Origin of the sequence: Micromonospora sp. NPDC000089 (assembly GCF_042899365.1) — a bacterium.
GTDB lineage: Bacteria > Actinomycetota > Actinomycetes > Mycobacteriales > Micromonosporaceae > Micromonospora.
Genome location: NZ_JBIAZT010000002.1, coordinates 31583 through 44522, shown reverse-complemented (window position 1 = coordinate 44522; position 12940 = coordinate 31583). Strand labels below are relative to the sequence as shown.

General features: G+C 72.5%; 16 protein-coding genes. 5 read left to right on the top strand and 11 right to left on the bottom strand.

Annotation, left to right across the window (positions count from 1 at the left end; all coding sequences use genetic code 11):
- Window positions 1-155: 155 nt before the first annotated feature.
- The 5 genes from ACFY3U_RS03595 to ACFY3U_RS03575 form a co-directional block, all read right to left on the bottom strand.
- On the bottom strand, window positions 156-1334 hold the full coding sequence (locus ACFY3U_RS03595; protein WP_387194284.1) for an ROK family transcriptional regulator: 1179 nt from the start codon (window positions 1332-1334) through the stop codon (window positions 156-158).
- A 498-nt stretch (window positions 1335-1832) separates the two neighbouring features.
- The gene (locus ACFY3U_RS03590; protein WP_387194281.1) at window positions 1833-2903 is read right to left on the bottom strand and encodes a YihY/virulence factor BrkB family protein; all 1071 of its coding nucleotides are present in this window, start codon (window positions 2901-2903) and stop codon (window positions 1833-1835) included.
- 64 nt (window positions 2904-2967) lie between these two features.
- Window positions 2968-3777 (bottom strand): ABC transporter permease, encoded by an 810-nt coding sequence (locus ACFY3U_RS03585; protein ID WP_387194278.1) that lies wholly within the window; start codon window positions 3775-3777, stop codon window positions 2968-2970.
- Between the two features lie 9 nt (window positions 3778-3786).
- Complete coding sequence (locus tag ACFY3U_RS03580) at window positions 3787-4584, bottom strand: ABC transporter permease (RefSeq protein ID WP_387194275.1); 798 nt, start codon at window positions 4582-4584, stop codon at window positions 3787-3789.
- Between the two features lie 75 nt (window positions 4585-4659).
- Window positions 4660-5235 carry a DUF664 domain-containing protein gene (locus tag ACFY3U_RS03575; protein WP_387194272.1) on the bottom strand — a complete coding sequence of 192 codons (576 nt, stop codon included), beginning with the start codon at window positions 5233-5235 and terminating at the stop codon, window positions 4660-4662.
- A 111-nt stretch (window positions 5236-5346) separates the two neighbouring features.
- Here ACFY3U_RS03575 and ACFY3U_RS03570 point away from each other — a divergent pair, with 111 nt between their 5' ends.
- Together ACFY3U_RS03570 and ACFY3U_RS03565 are read left to right on the top strand one after the other, a co-directional pair.
- On the top strand, window positions 5347-5658 hold the full coding sequence (locus tag ACFY3U_RS03570) for a DMT family transporter (protein WP_387194269.1): 312 nt from the start codon (window positions 5347-5349) through the stop codon (window positions 5656-5658).
- A gap of 77 nt (window positions 5659-5735) precedes the next feature.
- Window positions 5736-6212: a TetR/AcrR family transcriptional regulator gene (locus ACFY3U_RS03565; RefSeq protein ID WP_387194266.1), complete on the top strand. Its 477-nt coding sequence runs from the start codon at window positions 5736-5738 to the stop codon at window positions 6210-6212.
- 21 nt (window positions 6213-6233) lie between these two features.
- Here ACFY3U_RS03565 and ACFY3U_RS03560 read toward each other — a convergent pair whose 3' ends face one another.
- A complete protein-coding gene (locus ACFY3U_RS03560; RefSeq protein ID WP_387194263.1) occupies window positions 6234-6431 on the bottom strand; it encodes a DUF397 domain-containing protein in 198 nt (65 codons plus the stop codon).
- Window positions 6422-7225 carry a Scr1 family TA system antitoxin-like transcriptional regulator gene (locus ACFY3U_RS03555; protein ID WP_387194260.1) on the bottom strand — a complete coding sequence of 268 codons (804 nt, stop codon included), beginning with the start codon at window positions 7223-7225 and terminating at the stop codon, window positions 6422-6424. Before ACFY3U_RS03555 ends, ACFY3U_RS03560 begins: the two co-directional genes overlap by 10 nt.
- A gap of 210 nt (window positions 7226-7435) precedes the next feature.
- On the opposite strand from ACFY3U_RS03555, the gene ACFY3U_RS03550 reads away from it, so the two are divergent.
- Both ACFY3U_RS03550 and ACFY3U_RS03545 read left to right on the top strand, forming a co-directional pair.
- Complete coding sequence (locus ACFY3U_RS03550; RefSeq protein ID WP_387194257.1) at window positions 7436-7645, top strand: hypothetical protein; 210 nt, start codon at window positions 7436-7438, stop codon at window positions 7643-7645.
- The gene (locus ACFY3U_RS03545) at window positions 7645-7890 is read left to right on the top strand and encodes a flavin reductase (protein ID WP_387194254.1); all 246 of its coding nucleotides are present in this window, start codon (window positions 7645-7647) and stop codon (window positions 7888-7890) included. Before ACFY3U_RS03550 ends, ACFY3U_RS03545 begins: the two co-directional genes overlap by 1 nt.
- Window positions 7891-7901: 11 nt before the next feature.
- Here ACFY3U_RS03545 and ACFY3U_RS03540 read toward each other — a convergent pair whose 3' ends face one another.
- Complete coding sequence (locus ACFY3U_RS03540; protein WP_387194251.1) at window positions 7902-8168, bottom strand: helix-turn-helix domain-containing protein; 267 nt, start codon at window positions 8166-8168, stop codon at window positions 7902-7904.
- Between the two features lie 75 nt (window positions 8169-8243).
- Between ACFY3U_RS03540 and map the strand changes: the two genes are divergently transcribed.
- Window positions 8244-9059 (top strand): type I methionyl aminopeptidase, encoded by an 816-nt coding sequence (map, locus tag ACFY3U_RS03535; RefSeq protein WP_387194249.1) that lies wholly within the window; start codon window positions 8244-8246, stop codon window positions 9057-9059.
- Window positions 9060-9498: 439 nt separating this feature from the next.
- On the opposite strand, the gene ACFY3U_RS03530 is transcribed toward map, so the two are convergent.
- The 3 genes from ACFY3U_RS03530 to dnaG form a co-directional block, all read right to left on the bottom strand.
- Window positions 9499-10431 carry an ABC transporter ATP-binding protein gene (locus ACFY3U_RS03530; RefSeq protein ID WP_387194246.1) on the bottom strand — a complete coding sequence of 311 codons (933 nt, stop codon included), beginning with the start codon at window positions 10429-10431 and terminating at the stop codon, window positions 9499-9501.
- Between the two features lie 86 nt (window positions 10432-10517).
- On the bottom strand, window positions 10518-11054 hold the full coding sequence (locus tag ACFY3U_RS03525; protein ID WP_387194243.1) for a hypothetical protein: 537 nt from the start codon (window positions 11052-11054) through the stop codon (window positions 10518-10520).
- Window positions 11054-12925: a DNA primase gene (gene dnaG / locus ACFY3U_RS03520; RefSeq protein WP_387194240.1), complete on the bottom strand. Its 1872-nt coding sequence runs from the start codon at window positions 12923-12925 to the stop codon at window positions 11054-11056. The genes ACFY3U_RS03525 and dnaG overlap by 1 nt, the downstream gene beginning before the upstream one ends.
- Window positions 12926-12940 lie beyond the last annotated feature (15 nt).

Sequence of the window (12940 nt, the reverse complement as noted above, 5' to 3'; positions counted from 1 at the left end):
GACTGCGGGGCTCGCAGACCCGGCTCACTCCTCGCGCTCACGATGCCTCCCCCGTTCGCGACTGCGGGGCTCGCAGACCCGGCTCACTCCTCGCGCTCACGATGCCTCCCCCGTTCGCGACTGCGGGGCTCGCAAACCCGGCTCACTCCTCGCGCTCACGATGCCTCCCCGAAGGTGATGTCGGTGGCCAGCACGGCCGCGCCGGTGACGCCGGCGCGCGGGCCGAGCTCGGAGAGCACGACCGGCAGGTTGCCGGTGGCCAGCGGCAACGACCGGCGGTAGACGACGCTGCGGATCTCGGCGAGCAGGATGTGCCCGAGCTGGGCCAGCCCGCCGCCGATGACGATCATCGACGGGTTGGTGAAGCTGACCAGCCCGGCCAGCACCTGGCCGACCCGCCGGCCACCGTCGCGGATCAGCTGGATGCAGGTGACGTCCCCCTCGGCGGCACCGTCGGCGACGTCCCGCGCGGTCAGCACGCCGCGGGCCTCCAGCCGCTCGGCCAGGGCGGGCGCGGTGCCGGCGCGGGCGGCGGCGGTGGCGTCGCGGGCCAGGGCGGCGCCGCTGAACACCGCCTCCAGGCAGCCGGCGTTGCCGCAGGAGCAGACCGGGCCGTGCGGGTCGACCTGGATGTGCCCGATGTCGCCGGCACAACCGTCGGTGCCCCGGTAGACCTCGCCGGTGAGGTAGATCCCGCACCCGATGCCGGTGCCGATCTTGACGAACAGGAAGTCGTCGACCGAGTGCGCGACCCCGCCGTGCCGCTCGCCGATCGCCATGATGTTCACGTCGTTGTCCACCACCGCGGGGCAGCCGTGCTCCCGGGTGAGCAGCTCACGCACGGGGAACCGGTCCCAGCCGGGCATGATCGGGGGCGACACCGGCACCCCGTCCCGGAAGCTCACCGGCCCCGGCACCCCGACGCCGATCCCGTCGAGCTTCTCGTACGCCCCGTCGACCCGGGCCTTGTGCAGCAGCTCGGTGACCCGGTGCAGGATCGCCTTCGGGCCGGAGCGGATGTCGGCCGGCTCGGCGTACGCGGCGACCGGCTCCAGCCGCCCGTCGACCACCTCGACGTCGATGGAGCTGGCGCCCAGGTCGACCGCGGCGAAGCGGAGGCTCGGGTTCATCTCGACCAGGGTGGAGCGTCGTCCGCCGCGCGAGGCGGCGAAGCCCGCCTCGGCGACCAGCCCCAGCGCGACCAGGCGTTCCAGCTCGGCGAGCAGGCGCGGCCGGGGCATCTGCAGCCGGTCGCCGAGCACGGCCCGGGACGTGGGGCCCTCGTCGCGCAGCAGCCGCAACAGCTGCACGTGCAGGGGGTCTGCCGTCCGCACGGGACTCACCTCCGCATCGGTTCACATCGACGTGACGTCGATGTGTTGTGTCCGACACAGTAGGAGACTTCGATGCCGCGTGTCCATAGCTTCGGTCGATCCGACATCAACTTTTGTCCGATCGAGCAAAAGCCCTGTGCTCTGGGCCCCGGGCCGGCCTGGGCCGGCCCAGGAACCGGACAGCTGAGGCGGACGGCGCTCTACTCGGGCGCTACGAACTTGATGACGTAGACGAATCACCTCGTCGGAACCCCATGGCCGTCCGCGACGTCTGGCTCAGCCGTCCAACATCCTGTCGGATGCGGGCTAGGAGGTAACGGGCCGATGCGTCCACGTCATCAAGTTCGTAGGCCCCCCGGATGCTCCCCCGACCCGCACCCACCCGACCGGCGGCCCCGACCAGCTCGTTTCCCCTGTCGGATCAGCCGGAGGGCACAGGCAGAGCCGCCCCGACGCGCTTGGTGCGCGGCGGGGCGGCTCGGGGTACGGGGATGAAGGTCAGCCCTTGGCGGCGTTGCGCTTCTTGCGCAGCTTGCGGTCGTCGCGCAGCTCGACGTACGGCTCCTCGTCGGGCGAGTGGCCGGCCGAGATGGCCCGGCCGCGCTCCAGCTCCGCGTCGAACTCGGCGCCGAGCAGGATCGCGATGTTGCTCAGCCAAAGCCAGATCAGGAAGACGATCACGCCGGCCAGCGCGCCGTAGGTCTTGTTGTACGACCCGAAGTTGCTGACGTAGAGCGCGAACAGACCGGAGATCACCAACCAGAGCACCACCGCCAGGACCCCACCCGGGCTGACCCAGCGGAAGCCGCCGTGCCGGGCGTTCGGCGAGGCCCAGTAGAGGATGGCGAACATCAGGCTGACCAGGATCAGCAGCACCGGCCACTTGGCGATGTTCCACACCGTGACCGCGGTCGAGCCCAGCCCGACGGCGTTGCCCACCGCCTCGGCGAAGCCGCCGGTGAAGACCACGATCACCGCGCAGGCCAGCAGCAGCACGCCGACCAGGGCGGTCACCCCGAGCCGGATCGGCAGGGTCTTCCAGATCGGCCGGCCCTCGGGAACGTCGTAGATGCTGTTCGACGCCCGCATGAACGCGGCGATGTAGCCGGAGGCGGACCAGAAGGCGGCGAGCACACCGATGATCGCCGCGATGCTGGCCAGCCCGCCGGACTGCTGGGCTTGGTCGATCGCACCCTGGATGATCTTTTGGACGCTGTCGTTCGGCACGGCCTGGCCGACGGTGTCCTTGACCCCGTTGGTGGCCCGCTCGCCGAGCAGGCCGAGGATCGAGATCAGCACCAGCAGGCCGGGGAAGATGGAGAGCACGCCGTAGTAGGTGAGCGCGGCGGCCCAGTCGGTCAGGCTGTCCTCCTGGAACTCCCTGACCGTGCGCTTCAGCGCCGCCACCCACCCCGAGCCGGGCAGGTCGGTGGGGCTGTCCGGCCCGTCGTCGGGGCCCACCGGCCGGGTGCGAAGGTCTCCGCTCGTACGGTCACCGTCCCGGTCGCGCCGGGCCGCGGTCGCGGTGCCGGCGTCGTCCCGCCCGGCGGGCGTCTCGTCGGAGGCCATCGCCCCTCCTCGTGGTCAGCAAGTGTCACCCTCGACATGCCCCGGGGAGTGGGCGGCTAACCCCTCACTTGTAGAGCAGGCCCACCATCCGCCGGGACGCGGCCAGCAGCCCCACCGCGGTCAGGAGCAGCAGGTACGCCACGTCGAGCAGCCACCACCAGCCGGCCTCGCCGACGCTGATGCCGCGCACCAGGTGCACCGAGCGGTAGAGCGGGGTGACCTCGACCACCCAGCGCAGCAGCGCCGGGTAGGACTCGGCCGGCACGAACGTGCCGGAGAAGAGGAAGAGGGTGAACTGCGCGGACGCCATCAGGTCGAAGTCCTGCCAGCTGCGCATCAGGGTGGCGAGCGCCATTCCGGCCGCGCCGAAGGCGAAGCCCACCAGCACCGCGGCCGGAAAGGCGAGCAGCGCCCGCCCGACGGTGGTCAGGCCCATCGCCACCATCACCGCGAGGAACGCCGCAGAGTACGCCGAGCCGCGCACCATCGCCCAGCTCAGCTCGCCCAGCGCGATCTCGAACGGGCGCACCGGGGTGGCGATGATCCCGTCGTAGAGCTTGAGGTACTTCATCTTGCCGAAGAAGTTGAAGGTGGTCTCGGAGAGCGCGCCGCTCATCGCCGACGCGGCCAGCATGGCCGGGCCGACGAAGGCGGCGTAGCTCACCGCCCGACCGTCGGGCAGCGTGAAGCCGTCGATCAGCTTGCCCACCCCGACGCCGATCGAGAAGAGGTAGAGCAGCGGCTCGACGAAGCCGGATATCAGCAGCAGCCAGTAGACGGACTTGAGCGCCGCGACGTTCCGCTCGACCACCGACGCGGACCGGCGGGACGCGCCGGAGACGTCGAGCAACCGGGGCATGACCAGGGTGACCACGGCTGCCTCCTAGACCACGAGCCGGCGACGGAAGACGCGGACGGCCACCAGCCAACCGGCCAGCGCCCAGGCCGCGAGGTAGGCCAGGTGCCCGAGGACCGACCACTGCGGGGCGGTGCCGAGCGCCGCGGCCCGGCACAGGTCCACGGCGTGCCACAACGGCGTCGCGTACGCCAGCCAGCGCAGCGCCGTCGGCAGCGACTCGACCGGGAAGAAGATGCCGGCGAAGAGGCTCATCGGGATCACCGCGAAGCGGAACAGCATGGCCAGCCAACTGTCGCTGGACACCACCCCCGCGTACGCGAAGGTCGGCGCGCCGACCGCCAGCGTCAGCAGCGCCACGACCGGCAGGGCGGCCAGCACCCACCACGACCGCAGCGCCCCGAACAGGCCGGTCACCAACAGGAACGCCAGGCTCGTGGTGAGCACCCGGAAGAGCACGAAGGCCAGGTGGCCGCCGAGCACGTCACCGACCCGCAGCGGGGCGGCGCTCTGCGCGAAGTATGTCTTGATCCACTGGAAGTTGCTGAACACCGGCCAGGTCGCCTCGCCCACCGTGACCTGCAACGCGGTCGACGCGAGCAGCCCCGGCACGATCCACTGCAGGTAGGACACCCCGCCGACGCCCTGGTCGATGTAGGCCCCGACGCCCAGGCCGAAGCCGAGCACGGTCAGCAGCGGCAGCAGGAAGGACGAGAACACCCCCGCCCGCCAGGTGCGCCGGTAGCCGGTCAGGTAGTGCGCCAGCACCGCCAGCGCCGGCACCCTCGGCAACGCCGGCCGCTGCGCCACGCTCACCACACCCACCCCCGTGTCGCGTCCACGTCACCCTTCCTACCGCCCGGGTACGACAGGACCGCCGGCAACCCTACGACGGCACGCTCACCCGGGGCGACCGGATTGCGGGCGCCACCCGGCCGGCGGGTCCTCGCCGACCACGCCGTCCACCGCCTCGCGGAGCAGGTCGGCGTGCCCGGTGTGCCGGCCGTACTCCTCGATCAGGTCGCAGAGCAGTCGGCGCAGGCTGGCGTGGTTGCCGGCGGAGTCGGACAGGTGCACCGGCTGGTCCAGACCGCCCCCGGCCAGGGCCGCGTCCAGCCGGCGGCGGGAGCGTTCGACCGCGCCGTCCCACAACGCGTACAGCTGCTCCGGGGTGTCGTCGGCGGCGGACGTGAAGGCCCAGTCGCCGGGACCGGCCCCGCTCATCTCCTCCCACGGGGCACCGATCGGCTGGCCGGACAGTCTGCCGGTGAACAGGTGGTCCTCGACGAGGGCGAGGTGCTTGAGCAGGCCGCCGATGGTCAGCGCGGAGGCGCCCACCCGGGCGTTCAGCCCGGCCGCGTCGAGGTCGTCGGCCTTCCACCGGAAGGTGGTGCGGAGGCGGTCGAGGGCGCCGACGAGGTGCGCGGTCTCGGTGCCGGCGACCGGCGGCTCCCACGGAGTGTCGCTGTCGACCATGCCGACAACGTAGCCGCCGGCACCCGGACGTGCTGCCCGCCGACGGCGCGACGGTCGTGTACGTTAGTACAAGTACATCTGTACACGAGAGGGGCGCCGACCGTGCCGTACGTGATCCTGACGTTCGCCATCCTGGCGGAGGTGCTGGGCACCACCCTGTTGAAGATGACCGAGGGCTTCACCCGGCTGTGGCCGACGCTCGGCCTCGCCGCGTCCTATCTGACGGCGTTCTACCTGGTGGCGGTCGCGGTGCGGGACATTCCCGTCAGCATCGCGTACGCGATGTGGTCTGGGCTCGGCACCGCGGCCATCGTCGCCGTCGGTGCGGCCTTCCTCGGCGAGCCGCTGACCCTCACCAAACTGGTAGGCGTCGCCCTGGTGATCGGCGGCGTGGTGGTGCTCAACCTGGGCGGTGCCCACTGAACGCGGCGAGGCGACCGGCCCGGCCCCGCGACCCGGAGGGCCGCCGCCAGGCCCTGGCCGCCGCCGCGGCGCAGGTGGTGGCCGAGGTCGGCATCGGTCGGACGACCCACCGGGCCGTCGCCGAACGGGCCGACGTGCCGCTCGGCGCGACAACGTACTACTTTCCGCGCCTGGCCGATCTGGTTGCCGCCGGGCTCGCGTACGCCCACACCCTCGGGGAGGCCGTGCTCGCCGACTGGGCGGCGCGGATCGAGGGAGACTCGGACCTGCCCGGGGCCCTCACCCGGCTGGTCACCGACTACCTGGCCGACCGGCCGCGCGCCCTGATGGAGAGCGAGCTCTATCTGGCCGCCGCCCGCGACCCGGCGCTGCAGGAGCTCGCGGGGCGGTGGGTCGACCGGTTCCGGAATGTCCTCGCGGCGCGGACCTCCCCCGACGCCGCGTACGCGCTCGCCGCCCTCATCGACGGGGTGATCGCCCAACACCTGGCCACCGGCGCCGAGGTCGACCCGGCCCGCCTGAAGGCGGCCTTCACCGCCCTGTGCCCTCGCTGACGTCCGCCCGCGCCCGCGGGCTCAGGAGACCGGTCGCCGGGTGATCCGGCCGACGAACGCCCGCCAGGAATCGGGGGCGAAGGCCAGCACCGGCCCGGCAGGATCCTTCGAATCGCGTACGGCGACAGCACCAGGAAGGTTGTCCGCCACTTCGACACAAGCACCACCGCCGCCGTTGCTGCGAGTGCTCTTGTGCCACTTGGCACCACTCAGATCCATGTCTCCGCCACTTCCATCATCAAGTCGAGGGACTGCTGCTGCGACAGTGTCTCACCGCGGATCGACTCCCAGATCTCGACGATCTCGCGCAGATACTCGGTCCGGTCGATCACCTGCCCGTGACGCTGTCCCTCCAGATACACGACCTCCTCACCGGCGGGCGAGGTGGCGATGACGAAAGGGCCATCCAGGCCAGGGTATGCACCGGCCGAGAGCGGAACGACCTGAATTCTGACCCTGGGAAGGGTCGACCCGACCTTCACCAGATGCTGCAACTGCTCACGCATCACCTCGCTCCCGCCGATGCCGCGACGCAGCGTGTACTCGTCGATGACCGCAGTGAGCAGGGGCGGTCGACCGCGAGTCAGCAAGGCCTGGCGATCGAGACGGGTGGTCACCTGTTGCTCGATCTCATCCGCGCCGAAGAGCCCGGCACCGACCAGGACCGCCCGTGCGTATTCCTCGGTCTGAAGCAGGCCTGGCACGTAGAGGGGCTCGTACCAACGGAGTGCTGTCGCCTCCGCCTCGACTCCGGTCCAGTCGCGCACCCATGGCACCACGGTCTCCCGGCTGATCCGGCGTTGGATGCGCTCGAAGCGGCCGTCCGCGCCGAGCACCGCGTCGCAGCGGCGGGCGAAGTCGAGACTCGGCCGGCGCTCGCAGGTCTCCACCTTGGCGACCAGCGCGCCCGAGTAGCTCAGCGCCTCGGCCAGCGCCGCCTGGGACAGGCCGCCGGTGGACCGGGCCAGCCGCAGCTCCTCGGCGAAGTGGTCCAGCATGGACGAGCTCTCCACGGACAGCCTCCGTACTTCCGCGTACCGCGGTGGATCGGTCGGGATACGCGCTGGTCGTCGCCGCGCGAGACCTCCCACCGTAGTCGGGTCCTCAGCAGACTGTCACGCAGCGGAACCGCTCACGGGATCTCGACGGCGGGCGGAACCAGGCACGGGACGCCCGGGTGCCACCCGGGCGTCCCGATCGAGCTGCTCACGGAGGCGTACCCCATGCGAATCAGATTCTGGCGCTGCCCGCGACCGGCGCCGCTCCCCCGGCGTACCCCCGGAGAGCGACCGGCGTGGGCCACCGCGCCCACCGAGGCGTTCCCGGTCGACGGGCCGGGGCGGCCGGGGCGGTTGACCCGGGCGCAGGAGTGGCGGGCGAACGGCGGCCGGTGGGTGCCGGCGCCGCGGCGCGACGCGGAGGGCCCGCGCTGATGCCCCGCTACCGGCCGCACGTGGCGGCGCGGCCGTCCTGGCGCTGCCGGGTGTGCGGGGCGGCCTGGCCGTGCTCGCCGGCCCGGCTGGCGCTGCTCGGCGAGTACCGCGGCCAGCGGACGGCGCTGTTGATCTTCCTTGGCACGCTGCTGGCCGAGGCGACGGATGATCTCGCCGCGCTGCACGGCGGCACGGCGCCGCGCGGGCTGGCCGAACGCTTCGTCACCTGGGCCCGAGCCCGCTGACCTCGACGCGGTCAGGACGCCTGGCGGACGCCGAGGTCGGCCTGCCAGACGTCGGCCAGCTCGTCGAGCGGGACGTCGAGGGCGCGGCTGAGCCCGACCACCGTGCCGAAGGCCGGGGCCGGCAGCCGGCCCGCCTCGATCTTGCGCAGCGTCTCGGGTGAGATGCCGGCCGCCAGCGCCACCTCGACCAGGCTGCGGCCGGCCCGGGCGGCCCGCAGGGCGACCCCGAGGCGCCGGCCCGCGGCGATCTGTTCGGCGGTGAGTGGTTGGCGAACCATGCGAGCAGGATATCCCTAAGAGAGTGCCGCGACGGCCATGGTATAAAAATACCGCAGAGGAAGAGGGAGGCTGTCGTGATCGAGCTGAAGTCCGCCACGGAGATCGACCGGATGGCGGTGACCGGGCAGTTCGTCGGCGAGCTGCTCGCCGAGCTGGGCGCGGTGGCCGCGGTCGGGGTCAACCTGATGGAGATCGAGCACCACGCCCGCCGGCGGATCGCCGAGCGCGGCGCCGAGTCCTGCTACTGGGACTACGCCCCGTCGTTCGGCCGCGGCCCGTTCCGCAACGTGCTGTGCCTGTCGGTCAACGACGCGGTGCTGCACGGCCTGCCGCACGACTACGTGCTGCGCGACGGCGACCTGCTCAGCATCGACATGGCGGTCACCATCGACGGCTGGGCCGCCGACTCCGCGCTCTCGGTGATCGTCGGCACCCCCGACCCGGCGGACCTGAAGCTGATCGAGGCCACCGAGGCCGCCCTGGAGGCCGGCATCGCCGCCGCCCAGCCCGGCGGCAAGCTCGGCGACGTCTCCGCCGCGATCGGCGAGGTCGCCACCGCGTACGGCTACGGCGTCAACGGGGAGTTCGGCGGCCACGGCATCGGCCGCACGATGCACGAGGCGCCGCACGTGGCCAACAGCGGCCGGGCCCGCCGGGGGATCAAGCTTCAGCCCGGCCTCACCATCGCCATCGAGCCGTGGTTCTGCCGCAGCACCGACAAGATCCGGTTCGACGAGGACGGCTGGACGATCCGCTCGGCCGACGGCTCCCGCACCGCCCACTCGGAGCACACGGTCGCCGTGACCGAGGCCGGCCCCCGGGTGCTGACCCGCCGGCCGACCCGCGCCACCTCGGCCGCCCCCACCGAGCGCCCCGCCGCCGCCTCCTGACCGTTCCGCCGCCCGGCCGGGTCACCGGCCACCGGACGCCCCGGTTCGCCGGTGAGCGCCACGTCGGGACGGTCGCCCTTGATCGTCTACGCCTCAGCGGGTGAAGGCTCGGCGTGTCGAGTCGCTGCGGCGTAGACGATCATGAGTGACCCACCGGCACCGCACGGCGAGCACCGTGATTCGTTTACGTCATCAGCTCCAAAGCGTCCGCACAGCTACCCACGCGCCGGCGCCGACACCGCGATTCGTTCACGCCGTCAAGTTCGTAGCGTCCGAGGCAGGCACCCGCGCCCGGGAATCCGAGGCGTCAGGCCCGGGCGGCGCGAGTGAGGGCCAGCAGCCGGTCGCGCAGCACGGGCGCCAACGGTACGAAGTGGACACCGACCACGGCTTCCATCAGCACCGGCACGTGCTCGCCCCGGCCAGCGGCGCCCGCCGGTCAGTCGACCAGGGTGCGGCCGGTGAGGTGCAGGAAGACGTCCTCCAGACTGCTGCGCCGCACCAGCACGGCGGCCGGCGTCAGCCCGCGCGCCTCGACCTCGGCGACCGCCGTGTCGCCGTCGGTCACGTAGAGCAGGATCCGGTCGGGCAGCACCTCGACCCGCTCGCCCAGCCCGTCCAGCTTGCCGGCGAACGCCTCCTGCGACTCGGCGGCGAAGCGCAGCTCCACCACCTCGCGGGTGGAGTGCCGGGTGATCAGCTCGCGCGGGGAGCCCTCGGCGACGATCCGGCCGCCGTCCATCACCACCAGCCGGTCACAGAGCTGCTCGGCCTCATCCATGTAGTGGGTGGTCAACACCAGCGTGACGCCCTGCTGCTTGAGCCGGAACAACCGCTCCCAGACCAGGTGGCGGGCCTGCGGGTCGAGCCCGGTGGTCGGCTCGTCGAGCAGCACCAGCTCGGGCTCGTTGACCAGTGCCCGGGCGATGGTCAGCCGCCGCTTCATCCCGCCGGAGAGCGGCTCGACCTTGCTGTCGGCCCGCTCGGTGAGCTGGACGAAGTCGAGCAGCTCGGCGGCGCGCTCCCGGGCCACCCGACGCGGGATGCCGAAGTATCGGGCGTAGGTGAGCAGATTCTCCCGGACGGTCAGCTCCGGGTCGAGATTGTCCAGCTGGGGGCAGACGCCGAGCCGGGCCCGGATGGCGGTGCCCTCGCGCACCGGATCCATCCCGAGGATCCGCAGCTCGCCGTCGCTGGGAGGGGAGATGCAGCCGATCATCCGCATCGTGGAGGACTTGCCGGCGCCGTTCGGGCCGAGGAACCCGAACGCCTCGCCGGGCCGCACCTCGACGTCGATGCCGTCCACGGCGGTGAAGTCGCCGAACCGCTTCCTCAGCCCGCGCGCCCGGATCAGGGGCTCAACAATGGTCACCGGCCGACCCTAACCACCATGCCCGACAGCCTCGACCCCGTTTTCGCGGCCGGTCGGGCGCCGGCCGGCACGATGGCGGCCGTTGGTCAGACGTCCGCGGGCGCGGTGGCCGCGCGGGCCGCGGCGACCAGCCGGTCGGTCTCGGCGACCACCTGCTCGTCCTCGACCGGGGTGCCCGGGTCGTAGCGGACCGTCCAGGTCAGACCGTCGGCGCCGGCCACCCGCCGGGCCGCGATCCGGCCCGAGCCGCCGGGCACCGGGTGCGATTGCGTGTACGCCACCGAGCGGGTCACCCGGGCCCGCACCTGGTGCGGCAGCTCGCCCGGATCGACCAGCAGGTACGTCTCGGCGGGGCAGTCGGCCACCACCCGGTAACCGCTGCGCTCGGCGACCGCCTCGGCCGGGGTGACGGTCAGCTCCCGCCCCGACCAGACGGCCTTGAGGATGTCGTGCCAGCCGATCCGGTGCGGGCGGCCGGGCAGCCAGAGCCCGAGGTTGCTGGCCACCACCACCCCGTCGCCCTCGCCGTTGCCGGCGGCGGCCCAGGCCAACACCCGCTCGTCGGCGGCCAGCGGCGGCCGGGCCGCGGGCGGCAGCTTCGGCTTGCGGCCGAACAGTCCCATCACAGTCCTCCCGCGGCCTGCTCGCGCAGCGCCCGCGCGTGCTGCTCCAGCGAGAGCAGTTCCCCGAAGAGCGCGAAGTACTCATCCTTGTTGTTGACCGGGTTGATCCGCTGGATGCGGGACTTCAGGTCGCGGATCCGGGCGGTGACCGAGCCCCACTGCAACCGGGCCATGGTGATCGACACGTACCGCGGGTCGGGCTCACCGTCGATCCGCAGCGGCTCCACGGCCAGCTCGCCGACCAGCGCCTGGGCGGCGAGATCGGCGCAGGCGTCCCGGACTGCGGAGATCCACACCGCGCCGCCGGCCGCCGCCGCGGCCCCCCCGGCCGCCGCGACCGCCTCCCGCAGGACGACGTGTACGGGGTGCCGGTACTCCGCCGCCTCGACCGCGTCGAACATCGGGCCGGCCAGCACCGGCTCCTGGAGGGCGAGCTTCAGCGCCTCCCGCTCGACCATCGACTGCGGGCTGTCCACGGCCGGCCCCGCCGCCCGGGCCCGGCTCGCGGGAGGCGCATCCCGGCCGGTGGGCGGGGCGCCGGCGGCGAGCACAGCCCGCTGCACCGGCTCGATCTCCATGCCGAGGTCACCGGCGAGCTTGCGGACGTACTCCGGGCGCTTCTCCCGATCCTTGATCTTGGCTACCAGCGGGGCGGCCCGGCGCATCGCCTCCACCCGACCGTCGACGGTGTCCAGGTCGTACCGGTTGATCACGTGGCGCAGCGCGAAGTCGACCAGCGGCTCGCGGCGGGCGACCAGGTCCCGCACCGCCAGGTCGCCCTTGGCCAGCCGCAGGTCGCACGGGTCCATGTTGTCCGGGCTGACCGCGATGAAGGTACGACCCACGAAGCGCTGGTCGTCCTCGAAGGCGCGCAGCGCGGCCTTCTGCCCGGCGGCGTCGCCGTCAAAGGTGAAGATCACCTCGCCGGCCCGCTCGTCGCTGTCGAAGAGCACCCGGCGCAGCACCGAGATGTGGTCCGACCCGAAGGCCGTGCCGCAGGTGGCCACGGCGGTCGGCACGCCGGCCAGGTGGCAGGCCATCACGTCGGTGTACCCCTCGACCACCACCACCTTTCCCTGCTTGGCGATCTCCCGCTTGGCCAGGTCGATGCCGTAGAGCACGTGCGACTTCTTGTACAGCGGCGTCTCGGGGGTGTTCAGGTATTTCGGGCCGTCGTCGTCGTCGAAGAGCTTGCGCGCGCCGAAGCCGATCACGTCACCGGTGATGTCCCGGATCGGCCACATCAGCCGGCGGCGGAACCGGTCGATCAGCGACCCCGAGCGGGCCGGCCGGGACAGCCCGCCGGTGACCAGCTCGTCGTGGGTGAACCCCTGCTGGCGCAGGTGCTTGGTGAGCAGGTCCCAGCCGTCCGGGGCGAAGCCGCAGCCGTAGCGCTGGGCGGCGGCCCGGTCGAAGCCGCGCCGGGCCAGGAACTCCCGGGCCGGCCGGGCACCGGCGGTGCCGAGCTGGGCCTGGTAGAACTCGACGGCGGCCGCGTGCGCCGCCACCAGCCGCTGCTTCTGGCCCTGCTGCGGGCGGCTGGGGCGGGGGGCGGACGGGTCGTTCTCGACGTACCGCAGCTGGATGCCGGCGCGGTCGGCGAGCCGCTCGACGGACTCGACGAAGCTCAGGTGCTCGGCGTCCATCAGGAACTTGATCGCGTCGCCGCCCACCCCGCAGCCGAAGCAGTAGAAGACGTTACGGGCCGGCGAGACGTTGAACGACGGGCTCTTCTCGTCGTGGAACGGGCACAGCCCCTTGAGGTTGCCGCCGCCGGCCGACTTGAGGGTGACCGTGTCGGAGATGACCTCGGCGATCGAGGTGCGCTCCCGGACCAGCGCGATGTCCTCGTCCCGGATCCGCCCCGCCATGGCCCCACCCCCTCG